Source organism: Streptomyces bugieae, from assembly GCF_036352915.1.
Taxonomy (GTDB): domain Bacteria; phylum Actinomycetota; class Actinomycetes; order Streptomycetales; family Streptomycetaceae; genus Streptomyces; species Streptomyces endophytica.
The window spans coordinates 173,117-189,573 of sequence record NZ_JAZBJP010000011.1 but is presented as its reverse complement, the minus strand read 5'-3'; the positions used below and the strand labels follow the sequence as shown (position 1 = coordinate 189,573).

The 16,457-nt window shown below is 70.3% G+C and carries 15 protein-coding genes; 7 read left to right on the top strand and 8 right to left on the bottom strand.

The features are described from left to right. Positions 1-141: 141 nt before the first annotated feature. Positions 142-1,368: an acyl-CoA dehydrogenase family protein gene (locus V2J85_RS20130; protein WP_261954862.1), complete on the bottom strand. Its 1,227-nt coding sequence runs from the start codon at positions 1,366-1,368 to the stop codon at positions 142-144. 187 nt (positions 1,369-1,555) lie between these two features. Here V2J85_RS20130 and V2J85_RS20125 point away from each other — a divergent pair, with 187 nt between their 5' ends. The 6 genes from V2J85_RS20125 (at position 1,556) to V2J85_RS20100 (ending at position 8,594) form a co-directional block, all read left to right on the top strand. Next, positions 1,556-2,794, top strand: coding sequence for a class I SAM-dependent methyltransferase (locus tag V2J85_RS20125; protein ID WP_330822376.1), 1,239 nt, complete (start codon positions 1,556-1,558; stop codon positions 2,792-2,794). A gap of 60 nt (positions 2,795-2,854) precedes the next feature. Continuing rightward, entirely contained in the window at positions 2,855-3,466 is a 612-nt protein-coding gene (locus V2J85_RS20120) for a dTDP-4-dehydrorhamnose 3,5-epimerase family protein (RefSeq protein WP_330822375.1), read from the top strand. 74 nt (positions 3,467-3,540) lie between these two features. Continuing rightward, positions 3,541-4,437 carry an NAD-dependent epimerase/dehydratase family protein gene (locus V2J85_RS20115; protein WP_261954865.1) on the top strand — a complete coding sequence of 299 codons (897 nt, stop codon included), beginning with the start codon at positions 3,541-3,543 and terminating at the stop codon, positions 4,435-4,437. Positions 4,438-4,469: 32 nt separating this feature from the next. After that, positions 4,470-5,933 (top strand): NDP-hexose 2,3-dehydratase family protein, encoded by a 1,464-nt coding sequence (locus tag V2J85_RS20110; protein WP_261954866.1) that lies wholly within the window; start codon positions 4,470-4,472, stop codon positions 5,931-5,933. A 74-nt stretch (positions 5,934-6,007) separates the two neighbouring features. Then, positions 6,008-7,282, top strand: coding sequence for a cytochrome P450 family protein (locus V2J85_RS20105; RefSeq protein WP_261954867.1), 1,275 nt, complete (start codon positions 6,008-6,010; stop codon positions 7,280-7,282). A gap of 31 nt (positions 7,283-7,313) precedes the next feature. Further along, on the top strand, positions 7,314-8,594 hold the full coding sequence (locus V2J85_RS20100) for a class I SAM-dependent methyltransferase (RefSeq protein ID WP_261954868.1): 1,281 nt from the start codon (positions 7,314-7,316) through the stop codon (positions 8,592-8,594). A 65-nt stretch (positions 8,595-8,659) separates the two neighbouring features. On the opposite strand, the gene V2J85_RS20095 is transcribed toward V2J85_RS20100, so the two are convergent. The 3 genes from V2J85_RS20095 to rfbB form a co-directional block, all read right to left on the bottom strand. Next, the gene (locus V2J85_RS20095; RefSeq protein WP_261954869.1) at positions 8,660-9,484 is read right to left on the bottom strand and encodes an SAM-dependent methyltransferase; all 825 of its coding nucleotides are present in this window, start codon (positions 9,482-9,484) and stop codon (positions 8,660-8,662) included. Between the two features lie 89 nt (positions 9,485-9,573). Further along, entirely contained in the window at positions 9,574-10,434 is an 861-nt protein-coding gene (gene rfbD / locus V2J85_RS20090; RefSeq protein WP_261954870.1) for a dTDP-4-dehydrorhamnose reductase, read from the bottom strand. Beyond that, positions 10,431-11,429 (bottom strand): dTDP-glucose 4,6-dehydratase, encoded by a 999-nt coding sequence (gene rfbB, locus V2J85_RS20085; protein WP_261954871.1) that lies wholly within the window; start codon positions 11,427-11,429, stop codon positions 10,431-10,433. Before rfbB ends, rfbD begins: the two co-directional genes overlap by 4 nt. Positions 11,430-11,581: 152 nt before the next feature. On the opposite strand from rfbB, the gene V2J85_RS20080 reads away from it, so the two are divergent. Next, positions 11,582-11,875 carry a muconolactone Delta-isomerase family protein gene (locus tag V2J85_RS20080; protein ID WP_261954872.1) on the top strand — a complete coding sequence of 98 codons (294 nt, stop codon included), beginning with the start codon at positions 11,582-11,584 and terminating at the stop codon, positions 11,873-11,875. A gap of 24 nt (positions 11,876-11,899) precedes the next feature. On the opposite strand, the gene V2J85_RS20075 is transcribed toward V2J85_RS20080, so the two are convergent. Genes V2J85_RS20075 through V2J85_RS20060 form a run of 4 tightly spaced genes read right to left on the bottom strand, consistent with a single transcriptional unit; the run spans position 11,900 to position 16,450 of the window. Beyond that, positions 11,900-13,099, bottom strand: coding sequence for an aromatic ring-hydroxylating oxygenase subunit alpha (locus tag V2J85_RS20075; protein ID WP_330822374.1), 1,200 nt, complete (start codon positions 13,097-13,099; stop codon positions 11,900-11,902). Further along, positions 13,096-14,394, bottom strand: coding sequence for an activator-dependent family glycosyltransferase (locus V2J85_RS20070; protein ID WP_261954874.1), 1,299 nt, complete (start codon positions 14,392-14,394; stop codon positions 13,096-13,098). Before V2J85_RS20070 ends, V2J85_RS20075 begins: the two co-directional genes overlap by 4 nt. A gap of 39 nt (positions 14,395-14,433) precedes the next feature. Further along, positions 14,434-15,651: a cytochrome P450 family protein gene (locus V2J85_RS20065; RefSeq protein WP_330822373.1), complete on the bottom strand. Its 1,218-nt coding sequence runs from the start codon at positions 15,649-15,651 to the stop codon at positions 14,434-14,436. 10 nt (positions 15,652-15,661) lie between these two features. Further along, entirely contained in the window at positions 15,662-16,450 is a 789-nt protein-coding gene (locus V2J85_RS20060) for a phytanoyl-CoA dioxygenase family protein (RefSeq protein ID WP_261954876.1), read from the bottom strand. Positions 16,451-16,457 lie beyond the last annotated feature (7 nt).

The window sequence follows — 16,457 nt, the reverse complement described above, 5'->3', positions numbered from 1 at the left end:
ACCGGGCTGGGGACGTCCCTGCCGCCGAAGGTCTGGAGCGCCTACCAGAACGCCTCGTAACCGGCCGCGGACGGCCCGCCGGGCGGCCTCGTGGACGCGGGGGGGGGGCCCCCCCCCCCCCACACCGCCTTCACAGGCCGTTCAGCCGTCGTACCGGCCGGTTTCGACCGCCTCGGTGCTGAGGTATTCCACGGCATCCGGGTAGGTGAAGGGGTGCATGAAGCTGCCGGCCCGCACATCGCGGTAGAGCCGCGACAGGGGGTTGGCGCCGGCGTAGGAGGCGCCACCGATCACCGTCAGACAGTCCGCGACGATGTCGGGCGCGAGCTTGTTGACCATCAACTTCGCCCGCTGGAAGGCGAACATCATGCGCCGCCCGCGTACCGCCGGGTCACCGGCGTACTCGTAGGAGAGGTAGTCCGCGGTGCCGAGCGCCGCGCCGACCGTGGTGCGCAAGGCGTACAGCCTGGCCTCCGTCTCCGCCACGAGGGCCTTGGCTCCCGCCGGGGTCCTCCCCCGCCTGGCAAGCGTGGAGACCGTGTAGTCCCGGGCCGCCTGGGCGATGCCCGTGTAGATCCCCAGCATCGTGACCGAACTGACCGTCCGGCCCGCGAGCTGGGCGTCGTCGTGGGCGTCGACGGCCCCGCGGAGGAAGACGTCGCCTTCGGGGACGTGGCAGTCCTCCAGCACGATGTCCACGCTGCCGGAGGCCCGCATGCCCAGCCCGTCCCAGTTGTCCAGGACGGTGAGGCCGGCTGTCTGCCCGGACACCACGGCGGCGGCCTGAGCGGGTGGGCGGCCGGGCTCCTCGGTCCGGGCCGACACCACGAAGTGGGTGGCGATCGGCGCCATGCTGGCCAGGGTCTTGCGGCCGGTCAGCCGCCAGCCGCCGACCGGGTCCGGGGTCAGCGAGGTGGGTGGCCCGGCACCGGCGTCCTTGACGGTGGTGCACACCACGGCGGCGCCCGATCCCATGCCCCGCAGCAGCCGTTCGGCGAGCTGTTGACGCGCTGCGTCACCGTGCTGCCACTCATAGGTGAGCGTCAGGCCTCTGCTGAGCTGCATGTGCAGCGCGAGCGCGGTGGACGCGTCGGCCTCGGCGACGGTCAGCAGGGCCAGGCACACGTCGTAGAGGCTCGTCACGCCGAGTCCGCCCAGTTCCCGGGGCACGGTGGCGCCGAGCACGCCGTCCTTCCGGAATCCGGTGAAGACGTCGAACGGGAAGGCACCCGCCCGATCGTTCTCCCGGGCGCACTCGCGTATCGCCGCCAGGTGATTGCCGATCAGGCTGAGCAAGGCGCGACCGGCGGGAGTCGTCGGTTCGCGGAGTTCTGCCGTCGACGACGGGTCATCGCCGTGCGCTGCCATCGCGTTCCCCGCATTCTCCGTGTCATCATCCATCAATGCCGGCCGGTTGGGGGCCGACAAGTCGCATACTTTCGCGCCGGCTTCGAGATCCACTAGAAGCGGGCGGTCCAGCGGCACTCCAACGTTTTTCAAGCGTCCGCGACAAACATCGTGCCGGCGGAGCCAACCCATCCCATGGAGTGCAGCTGTGTCACTTCCCCATGAATCCGAGGAAGGCCGGGCCTGCCGTGTCTGCGGCGGGCCGGTGCATGAGTTCTTCGATTTTGGGCGTCAGCCTTTGTCCGATGCCTTTCGGGACCCCCGGGACACGAGTCCTGAATACTTCTTCCGACTCGCCGTGGGGATCTGCGAATCCTGCACGATGGCTCAGCTCGTCGAAGAGGTCGACCGGGACCGGATGTTCCATGACGCCTACCCGTACCACTCTTCGGGATCGGTGTACATGCGCCGGCATTTCGAAGAGACCGCCCACCGCTTCCTCACCGATGCGCTCACCGGCCCCGACCCGTTCGTCGTCGAGATCGGCAGCAACGACGGTGTCATGCTGAAGACGGTCGGCAAGGCCGGAGTCCGGCACCTGGGGGTCGAGCCGTGCCGCGGCGTGGCCGAACTGGCCCGGTCGCAAGGGGTCCGGGTGCGCACCGACTTCTTCGAGGCTTCCGTCGCGGCCGAGATCGTGGCGGCCGAAGGGCCCGCCGACCTCATCTACGCGGCCAACACGATCTGCCACATCCCGTACATCGGGTCGATCTTCCGGGGCGTGGATGCGCTGCTCGCGGAGGACGGGGTGTTCGTCTTCGAGGACCCGTACCTGGGCGACATCATCGATCGAAACACCTTCGACCAGATCTACGACGAGCACTTCTTCTTCTTCACGGTGCGCTCGGTAGGTGCCGCCGCGGCGCGGTTCGGCTTCCAACTGGTCGACGTGGAACGCCTGGGCGTGCACGGGGGTGAGCTGCGGTACACGATCGCCCGGGCCGGCCGGCGGGAGCCGAGTCCGGCGGTCGCGGAGCTGGCGGCGACCGAGCAGCGGCTGTCGGACCGGGCCACGCTGGCCGGCTTCGCGGCCGGTGTGGACCGGATCCGGGACGATGTGCTGGAGCTGCTGCACCGGTTGCGCGCGGAGGGGAAGCGGGTGGTGGGCTACGGGGCGACGGCCAAGAGCGCAACCCTGCTCAACTACTGCGGTATCGGACCGGATCTGGTCTCCGTCGTCTTCGACGCCACACCGGCCAAGAGCGGCCGGCTGATGCCTGGCTCGCACATCCCCGTCCGGCCCCCCGAGGAAATGGCGGACGCCGATCCGGATTACGCGGTGCTGTTCGCCTGGAATCACGCAGAGGAAATCATGACCAAGGAACGGGCCTTCCGGGATTCCGGTGGCCGCTGGATCCTGTATGTGCCCGATGTGCACATCGTCTGACTCTTGGACCGTGGCACCAGACAGCGAAGTCACCCACATACGAGTGCTGAGGACATGAACATGGAGTCGCGGAATCTCGCCGTCGCGGGCGCTTTCGAGTTCCGGCCGCGGGTATTCACCGATGACCGTGGAATATTCGTCTCGCCGTTCCAGGAAACCGCGGCGCACACCGCTCTCGGGCGGCCGCTGTTCCCCGTCAGACAGACCAACCACAGCCGCTCACGCCGCGGTGTGGTGCGCGGTGCCCATTTCACCCTGACGCCTCCCGGCTGCGCCAAGTACGTGTACTGCGCCCAGGGCAAGGCGCTGGACATCGTCATCGACATCAGGGTGGGCTCGCCGACGTACCGCCGGTGGGATGCGGTCACGCTCGACCCGGTGGAATTCCGCGCCGTCTATTTCCCGGTCGGTGTGGCGCACGCCTTCGTGGCGCTGGCGGACGACACGGTCATGTCCTACATGCTGTCGGGCGAGTACGTACCGCAGAACGAGCTGGCGTTGTCGGTGTTCGACGAGACCCTGGGCCTGCCGATTCCGAAGGGCATCGAACCGGTGCTGTCCGAACGGGACGACGGCGCACCCTCGCTCGCCGAGCTGGAGGCCGCCGGGACCCTGCCCCGGTACGCCCACTGCCTGGAGCTCGAAGCGGCACTGGACGCCGGTGACCGGTGACCGGCCCGGGACAGCCTCGCCCGGCGGCCGCGGCGTCGCCACGGCCGCCGCGGCGCCACCGGCGGGTGGTCGCCGTGCTGGGAGCCACCGGCTGTGTCGGCACCGGTGTCTGCGCGGCGTTCGCGTCCGCGGGCTATGAGGTCCTCGCAGTCGCCCGGCGCCGTCCCTCCGGTTCCGTCGGCGACATGTTCGTCCCGCTCGACGTCTCCACGGCCGACCCGGCCGGCCTCGCCGGTCTCCTGGACGGGGCCGGTGTACAGGTGGTCGTCAATGCCACGGGGGGCTGGCTCACGTCGGAGGACGGGAACGAGCGCCATCACGTCCGGCTCGTGGAACGTCTGCTCACCGCCGCGGAGCTCTGCTCATCGGTGCCGCGCGTCGTGCAGATCGGCTCCATCCACGAGTACGGGCCGGTGCCGTACGGGAGCGCGATCGATGAGTCCGTCGTGCCCAGACCGACCACGCCCTACGCCCGGACGAAACTCGCCGGCTCCCGATTGGTGCTCCAGGCGGCCCGAGCCGGCCGGGTGCCCGCGGTGGTGCTGCGCGCCGTCAATGTCCTGGGGCCGGGCGTGGCCACCGCCAGCTTCCTCGGTTCGGTCGTCCTCCGGTTGCGCGAGTTGCCTCCCGGGGGCCGGTTGCCGCTCTCCATCGGCGACTTTGAACGGGACTTCATCGATGTCCGGGACCTGGCCGACGCGGCGGTACGGGCCGCCGAGGCCCCGCTCACGGGGGAGGTGCTCAACATCGGCCTGGGCCGAGCCGTCGGCATCCGCACGATCCTCTCGCTCCTGCTCCGCGCAGCCGGGCGGGACGCGGAGACGATCGACGAAGGGGGCGAGCCGGTGACGTCGCGTGGTGGCGACTGGACGCTGGCCGACACCCGGCTCGCCCGGCGACTGCTCGGCTGGGCCCCGCGCATCGGCCTGCAGCAATCCGTACGGGACATGTGGGAAGCGGCAGGACGCTGATTCCCGCACCGGCAGCAGGCAGGAGCATTTTCATGACGGACACCTTCCGGAACCGGCCGAGCCTCGCCCTCCGGCGCCGTCGCCCGATCGCCCTGCGTCTCGCCGAGTCGGCGGCGGCGGGCGCCTTTGCCGACACCGCCGATGTGGTCCGATGGTTCGCCGAGTACGGGAAGCGGGCCTACACCCGCACCGAACGGGTCCCCCTGGAAGAGCTGAAGGACTGGAAGCAGGACCCCGGCACCGGGGACATCAGTCATCACAGCGGAAAGTTCTTCTCCATAGAAGGAGTTGAGGTCCACGTTCCGGGCGCCCCGGTGGCCCACTGGAGTCAGCCGATCATCAACCAGCCCGAGGTCGGCATCCTCGGGATCCTGGCCAAGGAGTTCGACGGGGTGCTGCACTTCCTGATGCAGGCCAAGGTCGAACCGGGAAACGTCGGCGGACTCCAGCTGTCCCCCACCGTGCAGGCGACGCGTAGCAATTACACCCGGGTGCACGGTGGCAGGCCGGTGCCGTACCTCGAATACTTCCTGGACACCGAGGACCACCACATCGTCGCCGACGTACGCCAGTCCGAGCAGGGATCGGCCTTCCTGCGCAAACGGAACCGCAACATGGTCGTGGAGACCGCCGACGACGTCCACGTACGGGACGGCTTCCGATGGCTGACCCTCGGTCAGCTGCACCGGCTGCTCGCCCTCGACGACCTGCTCAACATGGATGCCCGCACCGTGCTGGCCTGTCTGCCGCTCGCCCACCCCGAGTTGCCCTCGGTACACGGGCGACCGGACGAAGGATTCCGGGACGCGCTGCTGCGGTCCGCCGGCGCACCGAGCGGCACCCTGCACACACTGGGTGAACTGTTGAGCTGGATCACACAGGCACGCTCCCGGACGGACGTGCGCACGGCCCGGGTCCCGCTGGCCGGGCTGCCGGGCTGGCAGCACAGGGACGGCCGGATCTCGCATGAGAGCGGCCGGTTCTTCGATGTCGTCGGGGTGTCTGTGGAAGCCGGCGGCCGCGAGGTGGCCCGCTGGTCACAGCCCATGATCGCGCCGTACGGAACCGGTGTCGCAGCCTTCCTGGTCCGACGCTTCCGCGGAGTGCTGCACATCCTGGCCCACACCCGCGTCGAGGCGGGCTATCTCGACGTGATCGAGCTTGCGCCCACGGTGCAGTGCACGCCGGCGAACTACGAGCTGCTGCCGCCGGAGGCACGTCCGCGCTTCCTCGACACCGTGCTGGGCGCACCGCGGGAGAGCATCCGCTACGACACCGTCCTCTCGGAGGAGGGCGGCCGCTTCCACCATGCGCGCAACCGCTATCTGATCGTCGAAACGGACGCCGAGGTCCGGCCGGACGACCCCGAATTCCGCTGGTGTTCCCTTCACCAGTTGGTTGAGCTGCTCCGGCACAGCCACTACCTCAACGTCCAGGCCCGCTCTCTGGTGGCCTGCCTGCACAGCCTGCTGTCGGGACCGGCCGCCCGGCCGTGACCGCGCCGTGGACAGCCCCGTGGGTGTAGGGGAGTTTGAGGGAAGCTATAGGGCGTTCGCCTAACTTATCGATCATGGTGATGACCAAATCGGACACCGAATTGGGTGGAGATCTCCTCGCACTCCGCGGGGTCCAGTGGATCATGGGTACGAAGAACGACCCGTACGCGCTGCTGCTGCGCGGGGCCGATGACGACCCCCATGCACTCGGCCGCGGAATACGCGAACGTGGTGCCCTCTACCGGAGTCACGCCGAGGCGTGGGTCACTGCTGACCACGCCATGGCCGAAGCGATCCTGAATGATCCCCGGCTCGGCCCCGGGCATCCCGACGCCGCACCGGCGGAGGGCGGGGGCCACGAACCGGACGAAGAGCACGAACCGATGCCCTGGGACTTCCCGGCGCTGCGCGATGTGCTGCCGCTCGACGACGCCTGCCTGTCCCTGCCGCGAGCGGAGTACGAGCGGGTGAACGCGGCGGGGGCGGCGATCCTCGGCGCGCCGGCCCTGGCCCCCCTGGCCGAGGGCCTCACGGCCGGCTGCGCGCTCCGGCTGCGAGGCCTGTCGGACCGATTCGACCTCATGGCCGAGTACGCCCACCGCTGTGCCGCGGACGCCGCCGCGGAAGTCCTCGGTCTGCCCGCCGAGCAGCGGGACCGTTTCACCGACCTGTGCGCGCGGGCCGCCGGCACGCTGGACGCCACTCTCTGTCCGCCCCGCCTCGACGTGGCCCGGCGCCTGCTGGGCTCCGTGGCGGAGCTGCGTGCGCTGTTGGCCGGGACGGTGCCGGCGGAGGGCGCCGGAGCGGTACTTGCGCCCGAGGACGCGCTGACCGCGGGCGTCCTCACCGCGGTCGCCGGTGTCGAGCTGACCGCCACCCTGATCTGCAACACGGTGGCCGTGCTGCTCGACCATCCGGAAGCGTGGGCCGTGGTGTGCGAAGCACCGGAGGAGACCGCCGGCCAGGCGGTCGACGAGACGCTGCGCTATCTGCCGCCGGTACGTCTGCACAGGCTGTACGCGCAGAGCGACCTTGCGCTGGGCGGGCACGAGGTGGAGCGCGGCGCGGAAGTGGTGGTCGCGGCGGAGGCCGCGCTGCGGGACCCCGCCGTGTACCCCGACCCGGAGCGCTTCCGGCTCGGCCGCCCGGCCGCCGGATCGGCCGGCCTGCCGCTTTCCGCGGCACCGCACCTGGCGCTCGTCGCACCCCTGGTCCGGCTCCAGGCCGTCTGCGCGGTGCGGGCCCTGGCGGCGCGGTTCCCCGGCCTCAGCCGCACGGAGCCGGTGTTGCGCCGCCTGCGCTCGCCGATCACCGCCGCAGTGCTGCACCTTCCCCTCACCGTCCGCTGACGACCGTCTGCCTGAAGAGAAAGGGCCGTGCATGGAAACGAGCGGACGCTCTCGCCTGGTCACCCACTGCCGGGTGTGTGGCGCTGCCGATTGGCAGGAAGTGGTTTCCTTCGGCTCCGTGCCCCTCGCCAATGCCTTTCTGGATCCCGCGACGTCCTACGAGGACGAGGCGCGCTTCCCCCTGGGGGTGATCTCCTGCCGCTCCTGCCGGCTGATGAGCCTGACACATGTGGTCGACCCCGAGGTCATGTACCGGACCTACTTCTATGTGACCTCGGACTCCGAGTCCATCACCCGCCACATGCGGTACGTGGCACAGACGTGCACCAGCCGCTTCGCACTCGGAGAGGACGAGCTCGTCGTCGAGATGGGCAGCAACACCGGGGCCCAGCTGCTCGCCTTCCGCCCCGGCGGGCAACGGGTCCTGGGCGTTGATCCGGCACTGAACCTGGCCGCGACCGCCAACGCGCACGGGGTGCTGACGCTGCCGGAGTACTTCTCCGACCGCACGGCGGCCCGCATCAGGAACGGACACGGTCAGGCCCGGCTGATCCTGGGACGGCACGTCTTCGCGCACGTGGACGACCTGGCCGACGTCGCCGCCGGGGTCCGTCGACTGCTCGCCCGGGACGGTGTGTTCGCCATCGAAGTGCCCTACGCCCTCGACCTCGTGGAGCGGGTCGCCTTCGACACCGTTTACCACGAGCACCTGTCGTACTTCCTGGTCGGCACCCTCGCCGAACTCTTCGACCGGCACGGCCTGCGGCTCTTCGACGTGGAACGACTGCCCGTGCACGGCGGCTCCATCCTGGCCTTCGTCGGTCTGCGCGAAGGCCCCTGGGAGCAACAGGGCTCGGTGGCGGAGCTGTTCGCCGCCGAGCAGGCCGCGGGACTGCATCAGGACGCCGCGTACGGGGAGTTCGCGCACAAGGTGGCGCGAGTACGGCAGGAGCTCCCCCGGCTCGTCCGTGGCCTGGTGGCCCAAGGCGCCCGGGTCGCCGGCTACGGGGCGTCGGCGAAGGGCACGACGCTGCTCAACATCTGCGGAATCGGCGCTGACGAATTGCAGTTCTGCAGCGACACCACCGTGCTGAAGCAGGGCAAGGTGCTGCCCGGCACACATGTCCCGGTGTGCTCCCCGCAGTCCGCCGCGGCGGAACCACCGGATTACTACCTGCTCCTGGCATGGAACTACGCGGACGAGATCCTGGAGAAGGAGCGACGGTTCCTCGACAACGGCGGCCGGTTCATCCTGCCGGTGCCGGAACCGGTCGTGCTGTCGGCCGGTGCCCGGGCCACCACCCCGACCTGACCCCGGTACCGCAGCCGGGCCCGGACCGCGCGCGAGCCGGGCCCGGCCTTGCCGCGCCCTGCGGGTCAGGACCCGCCGGTCCGCTCGGCGGTCACGATCGAGTAGCCCAGGCCGGCCGCCTCGAGCGAAGTGGTGGCCGCCTCCACCTGCTCGACCATCCTGCTCCCGTAGGCCGCGACCAGCTCCTCGCGCCGTTTCTCGATCCCGTGGTGAATGGACGCAAGGGAGCGCGGCACGGTGTGCGCGGTGATGTCGAGCGCCTCGATCTCCACCAGACCGGCCCGTTGCAGCAGCGCCTGGTAGTCACCGATCCGCATCGACTCGCCGAAGAGCGAGGCGTAGGGAAGGTCGTCCCTCTCGGGGGTCCCGCTGTTGTCCAGCACGTCGGTGAGGGCGAGCCGGCCGCCCGGCCGGAGCACCGCCGCCGCCTGCCGTAGCGGCTCCAGCCGGTTGGGCATGTGGAAGACCGACTCGAAGAGCCACACACCGTCGAAGGAGTCCGGCTGGAAGGGCAGTTTCATCGCATCCGCATGCCGGAAGGACACCAGATCGGCCATCCCGGCGGCCGCCGCATGGGCGTTCGCCCGCTCCACCTGCACGGCGCTGATGGTGATGCCCACGACCTGAGCACCGGTGGCCCGGGCGAGCCGGATCGCCGGTTCACCGGTGCCACAGCCGATGTCCAGGACCCGGTCGCCCGGCCCGACCCGGACCCGCTCGATCATCATGTCGGTGAGCCGCTGCGACGCCGGCCCCATGGCGGACCGGTCCGACGGACCGGTCCAGTAACCGAAGTGCAGGCTTCCGCCGGTGACTTCGGCGAGGAACCGGCTGGACTCGTCGTAGAAGTCCGCGACCTCCTGTTGCTGGGGTGCTGAGGTGTCAGTCATTCCGCTCGTCCTTTCTCGGGCCGGGCCGTCCGGCGGGCGGCCCGGGCGGGGCATGGTGGTGCCGGCCGGTGCCCGGTCGGGGCGACCGATCACCGGAGGTGGTCCAGGGCGTGCCGCAGTGCCGTGCGCCAATGGCGCAGCGGAGCGATTCCCCACTCCTGCCAGCGGTCGTGTCCCAGGACGGTGTAGGCGGGGCGACGTGCCGGCCCGGCGTATTCGGCACTGGAGATGGCATGCACCCGGCCGGGGTCCGCGTCGAGCGCTCGGTAGATCTCGCTGGCCAGCTCGTGCCAGGTCGCCACTCCGGCGTTGGTGGCGTGGAACACTCCGCCGGCTCCGGACGCACGGCCCAGCACGACGATCCGTGCGGCGGTGTCCGTGGCCCAGGTGGGTTGCCCGTACTGGTCGGCGACGACCCTGACGGTCTTCCCTCGGCGGGCCGCCTCGACCATGGTGCGGACGAAGCTGCGCCCGTGGGCTCCGTACAGCCACGCGGTGCGGACCACGGTGAACGGGGGGAGGTGCGCGGCGAGGACGGCTCGTTCCCCGGCCGCCTTGCTGCGGCCGTAGGCGGTGCGCGGCGCAGGCGGGCTGTCCTCCCCGTACGGCGAACGGGCGTCACCGGAGAACACGTAGTCCGTGGAGACGTGGATCAGCCGGATGCCGTACTCGGCACAGGCCGCTGCGAGGTGTCCGGGCCCCGCACCGTTGACCGCCCAGGCGGCGGCCTCGTCGGACTCCGCGGCCTCCACGGCGGTGTACGCGGCGCAGTTGACGACCACGTCCGGTCGGTACCGGTTCAGCGCCGCGAAGACCGCCGTCCGCTGTGTCACGTCCAGCGCGGACCGGTCCAGGGCGATCACCCGGTCGTTCCCGCATCCGGCGGCGGTGAGCCGCGCCACGAGTTCCCTGCCGAGCATGCCGCCGGCACCGGTGATCAGCCACCTCATGCCGGGGCCCGGTCCGTACGACCGTCGATGCCCCGCGGCCGGTCCGTCAGCTGCCGCCACCACTCCTGGTGCTCCCGGTACCACGCGACGGTGGCGTTGAGCCCGGCGGCGAACGCGGTCCGTGGCCGGTAGCCGAGTTCGGTACGGGCCTTGCTGTCGTCGAGCGCATAGCGGCGGTCGTGTCCCTTGCGGTCCTCGACGTATTCGACCTGGCTCCAGTCGGCTCCACAGGCGTCCAGCAGGCGCTCGGTGAGCTCCAGGTTGGTCATCTCGGCGCCTCCTCCGAGGTGGTAGACCTCTCCGGCTCGCCCACGGGTCCGCACCAGTTCCACGCCGTGGCAGTGGTCCTCCACGTGCAGCCACTCACGGACGTTGAGCCCGTCCCCGTAGAGCGGGACCTTTCTCCCGTCCAGCAGGTGGGTGATGAAGAGCGGGACGACCTTCTCGGGGAACTGCCGCGGGCCGTAGTTGTTGCTGCACCGGGTGATCCGTACGTCCAGGCCGTGTGTGCGATGGCAAGCCAGCGCGAACAGATCGGCGGACGCCTTTGACGCGGAGTAGGGGGAGTTGGGGCGCAGCGGGGCGTCCTCCTGCCAGGCACCGCCGGCAAGGGACCCGTAGACCTCGTCCGTGGAGACCTGGACGAAGGGCTCCGTCCGGTGCCGCACGGCGGCGGCCAACAGGGTCTGGGTGCCGACCACGTTGGTGCGGGCGAAGAGGTCCGCGCCGGAGATCGAGCGGTCCACGTGCGACTCGGCCGCGAAGTGCACCACTTGATCCGCCTCTGCCATCAGCCGGTCCACCAGGGCGCCATCGCAGATGTCACCCTGGACGAACTCCAGCCGGGGGTGGTTGAGGTCGAGGTTGCGGGTGCTGCCCGCATAGGTGAGCTTGTCCAGCACGGTGACCCGTAGCCCCGGCTCCTTCTGCGCCAGCAGCGCACGGACGTAGGCGCACCCGATGAAACCCGCCGCGCCGGTGACCAGAACATTCATGCCGAGCAGCCTTCCGGGCTGTCTTGGAGAATCGCTGGAAGGGCGGTTCCCTCCCGGCGCACCGGCTCCATGCGCTCTCCATGGGATGACGATCGGGGCTCGTGACACTTGCGGAGTTCCTGTCAGGCATCCGGCACGAGAGGAGCCACGTCATGGCTCTGTTCGCGGTTCTCGCAACACAGGCACCCCACGGCATCAGCGGGGACGAATTCCGGCAGCGGCTGCCCGAGGGCTTCTCCTACACCAAGACCTTGGTCGACAAGGGCTTCATCAAGCACAGTTGGGTCCGTGTCGGTGCCGCCGGCGGGCTGAACATCTACGAGGTTGATTCGCACGAGCAGTTGCTGACGCTCCTCTACGACAACCCGGTCAGCCCGCACCTGCGGTTCGAGGTCATCCCGCTCGCCCGTCCGGACGCCTTCGACCCGCTGGCCTTCCGGAAGTGAGCCGTCCCGGGCCGGGCCCCCGCTTCACAGGGCGCCCGGCCAGTCGGCGTCGTCCCGTACGAACGCGCGGGCCAGCCCTCGGTAGAACGCCAGGACTCCGGGTTCCTTGGGGCTGAGGTGCCCGCGCCCGGCAAACCGGGAACCCACCACCCGCTGCACGCGCTCCAGACCCCACCGGTCCTCGCCGTTGACCACCCCCGCGTCCTCCTCGGTCTGCTTGCGCAGCGCCTCACGATCGGCTGCCGCGACCTGGGACGCCGGCATGAGGATGCCGCCCCGCACTTGGGTGCGGTCGACGGACAGCGGGATGAAGCTGATCCAGACGACCGAGTCGCCGAAGGTCGCCAGACTGCTGGAGGGAAAGACACAGCAGTTGTACATGAACGCCAGTTGTTCTTCGCTCAGGTCCAGGGCCGTGGTGTCGAGGGGCTCCTTGAAGGGACTGCGCAGCCTCAGGACCCAGGGTGTGTCGACGCGTACGTCCATGTCGGCACCGCGTGGGGTGATCAGCGCGACCGTGTTCGGATGCAATCCCATGACGTGGTAGTTCTCATGGGAATTCTCCACCGCCAGCTTCCAGTTGACCTGCCACTCCTCGACATATGCGCCGACCTGCACCATCTCCTCGAGCCGGTAGGCCGCGAGTTCCCCGCCGATGTGCCGTTCCAGATGCGCTGACACCGGTTCGGCCTGCGGGGTGAAGTTGAGGTACACGAAGCCGCGCCACTCCTCGACGGCGAACTCCGGTAACCGGCAGGTGTCGGGGTCGAAGGCGGGATTACCGCGCATGTGGGTCGCTCCGGAAAGCCGGCCGTCCAGCCCGTAGCGCCACAGGTGATAGGGGCAGGTGAAGGCGTCGGTGCGGCCGGCGCCCGGTTCCACCACCGGCATCATGCGGTGCCGGCACACCGGTGACAGGGCGTGCAGGGTGCCGCTCCGGTCACGTACCACGGTCACCGGCTCGCCGGCCACCTCCAGCGACACGTAGTCGCCGGGGACCGCGAGTTGGTCGGCGTGGGCGACCAGCAGCCAGGAACGTCCGAAGATCCGGGAGCGCTCGAACTCGTACAGGGCGGACGAGTGGTAGGCGGACGGCGGCATGCTGACCGCGGGCGCGTCGGGTTCGAGGTATCGGCTCAACTCCCTTACCAGTGCGGTCACTTCGTGGTCCGGAACCTGCTCGGGGAGGCTGCTCGTGTGGCCGGTGGCTGGTCGCTGGGTCATCGTTCCTCCTTGGCCGCCGGAGAGGGCCGGTAGCGTGCCGTCCTCTCCTCGACGGTCGCGATGATGTCGTTCGGTGTGGGCATGGCGAGGATCTCCTTGCGCAGCCGCCGCGCGGTCTCCCGGAACGACCGGTCGTGCAACACCCGCACCAGGTGGGTGCGGACGGTCTCGGGGGTGAACTCCCGGAGCGGAACCGCCACCAGGGCGCTCTGCTGTGCGTAGGTCTCACCCATCCCCTCGCTGACCCACTCCCAGCCGGTGAGGATGATCTGGGGAACTCCGTGCAGCTCAGCGGTCGCCTTCGTCTGGTAGCCGCCGTGATGGACGACGGCCGCACACGTCGGGAGCAAGTCGTTGAGGGGAACGAAGTCCACGGTACGGACGTTCTCCGGCAGGTCCGGCAGCTGTGCGCGCTGTTCCGGGGCGATCGCCGCGATGACCTCGATGTCGAGTTCCGCCATCGACACCAGGAGGCCCGCGAGCATCGTGTCCAGGTCGAACATCGCGTAATCGGCGGTGATGCTCGTCCCCAACGTGAGGCACACCCTCGGCCGGTCGGCGGGCCGCCGCAGCCAGTCCGGCACCACGGAGCGGCCGTTGTAGGGCACGTACCGCATGGCGACAGAGTCCACTCCCAGGTCCTCGCGTACGCGGGCCGGCCGGGTGTCGATCGTCCACTGGCCGGTCAGCATGGTCTCGTCGAAGCGGCGTGCACAGCCCAGGCGCTCCAGGTGCCAGTCGAACCATTCAGCGGTGGGGTCTTCTCGGTGCTCGGGCGGGAGCTCACGCCCGATGCGCGTGAACATCGCCCGCGGACGCATCTGGAGGGCGAGGTCGGGACCGCACACCAGACGGGCATGGCTCGCACCCACCACCGCCGCCGCTATCGGGCCCACCATGCAGAAGGTCTCCCACAGCACCAGGTCGGGTCGCCAGGCGCGGGCGAAGTCCACCACCCCGTCGACCATCTCCTCGTGGTTCAGCGGTGCCCAGAGCGCGGGTACCACGAGGTTTTCGTAGGCGAGCAGGGTCTCCCACGCCGGCTGTCCCCGCTCCAGTTCGGTCGTCTCGATCTGGTTGCACAGCGGGATGGCTTCCTCGTGGAATCGGCCCAGGGCCTCCTGCCACGGCGGGCAAGGGATCGGAACCGCGGTCAGACCGGCCTGGGTGATGCCGTCGACGAGGTCGGGCTTGCAGGCCACCCGGACCTCGTGGCCCGCGGTCCTGAGCGACCAGGCAAGCGGGACCATGAGCTGGAAGTGACTGCCCTCCAGCGACGTGAACAAGACCTTCATCCGTGCCCCTCCTCTCGTGCGCACGGCCGCGGGCGGCGATCACACCACCGCCACCGGGGAGCCCCACAGCGCCTGTGTGACGGGGGCCCGGCGGTGCGGCAGGGCCGGGCCTCGGGAACGCAGCCCGGGAAGGCGGGCCGTCGTGATCCGTGTCGCGACCGCCGCCAGCGTCCCGAAGAGATCAGCGGCCGGCCGGACGGGGAATCCCGGCAGCAGCGGCCGCGGAACCGACGACGGCCGGCCGGGACGGGAACCGCCGGGGAGCGGGTGGATGTGCGGGTCCCGGTTGGCGGCCGCCAGGAGTACGGCCAGCCGTTCTCCGGCGGTCAGCCGGAAGCCGAGGACTTCACAGCCCTCCCGCGCCACCAGCGGAACGATGCGGACGGGCGGCTCGTGTCGCCAGGTCTCGTCGATGACTGCGGCGGCGCCGGGCGGGTCGGCGGCCGCGGCCCACAGTTCGGGCCGGTCCACCAGAGTGAGCAGCGCCCGCCCGATGAGGGCCGTGCCGATGCGCACGCCCACGACGGCCTGCAGCACGGCCAGGGCCCGCAGTTCCCCGTCCTCCGCCGGGACCCCGGGGTCGACCGGGTACAGGGCGTCGAGCCCGTCGTGGAGCCGCTGCTCGGCGAGCTCGCCGAGCAGCGCACCCACCTCGTCGGCCGCTGCGACCAGGCGGCGCGAGACCTCCAGTCGCTGCGGGCACAGCTGGGCGTCGAGCAGTGCACCGGCCGCGGTGACCCCGGCCGCCAGGCGGGAGCTCTGCGCCGCGGTCAGCCCGAACAAGCCGACCACAAATCCCGTGGCAACGGGTGCCGCGAGGTCGTCGACGAGGTCGAAGGACGGGCCGAGCCCGTCGAGCACGGCCTCGCACACCGACTCCATCAGCGCATGGAGGGGCCCGGTGCCCGGTCCCGTTGCGGCGAACGCGCCCGGCCGGTGACGCGCGGCCCGCTCCGCATGGTCGAATGCCGCGTCAAGGTGGCGCAGACCGCTGGTGCCGGGGCTTTCGGCGAATCTCTGGGGGCCGAGCGCCGGATGGCCGAGCAGTTGCTCCGCCAGACGGCGGTCGACCGTGACCCGGGTACCCGTGCGGCTCGACGACAGCGCCCCGCGCCCGCGCAGTTCTTCGTGGGCCGGGGACGGGTCGCCGAGTCCGCAGAGCACTCTCGCGTACGGGTCGCCCTTGCAGCGGTGCAGCCACAGTTCTCCATGGGCCAGATGCAGGGGGTGTCCCGCGGTGCGGGTGGTCGTGGCCACACGTCCTCCTTCATCCGATGGACGGGAACGTATCGCCGCCGAGCGGCTGTCCCGGGCGCAGTCCGGAGAGGTGGTGGTCCTGCACCCCGGGCCGGTAGGCGGCACCGTCGTCCATGTAGATGACGCCGTTGGCCAACCGCGGTTCGCCTGTGGTGTTCGCGCCGGCCATGTGGACGGTGCGGAAGTGGTGGAAGGTGACGTCCCCCGCCCGTACGGGCACCGCCACCCGCGGCTGCCAGATGAAGTCCGGCCAGATCTCCGCCATCGGCCGGTACTCGTCGAAACTCATCATGTGGATCTGCCGTTCGGCGTCCGCCCGCAGATGGGAGCCGGGCACGTATTCCAGACAGCCCCGCTCGACGGGCACATCCGTGAGTGCGATCCATGCCGTCAGGGTCTGCGAGAGCTCGGCCAGCGGCAGCCCCGCCTCATCGTCGTGGATCATGGTCGGCAGGGCCTTGTACGGCTTCTTGAGCAGGATGTCACTGCTGTAGAGGCGCAGCGGCACACCGGCCAGCCGCCGGGCGATCCCGGTCACCGCGGGGTGCAGCGCCAGGGAGCGCAGCGCCTCGCTCTTGAGCCAGGCTTCCTCGACGTAGTGCACCTGTGTGACGGACTCCGACTCGCCCCAGATCACCGGGACTTCGCGCTCCAGGAGTGCCTCGGCGGCAGCGCGGTGGTCCGCGACTTCCTGGGGGGTGAGCACCTGGCGCAGGTGGAGGTAGCCCTGTTCGCGGTAGCGCCGGACGTCGTCGTCCGTCAGCGGCTCCGCCGAGGGGGGTGTGGTGGGGTCAGGCATCCGGGTG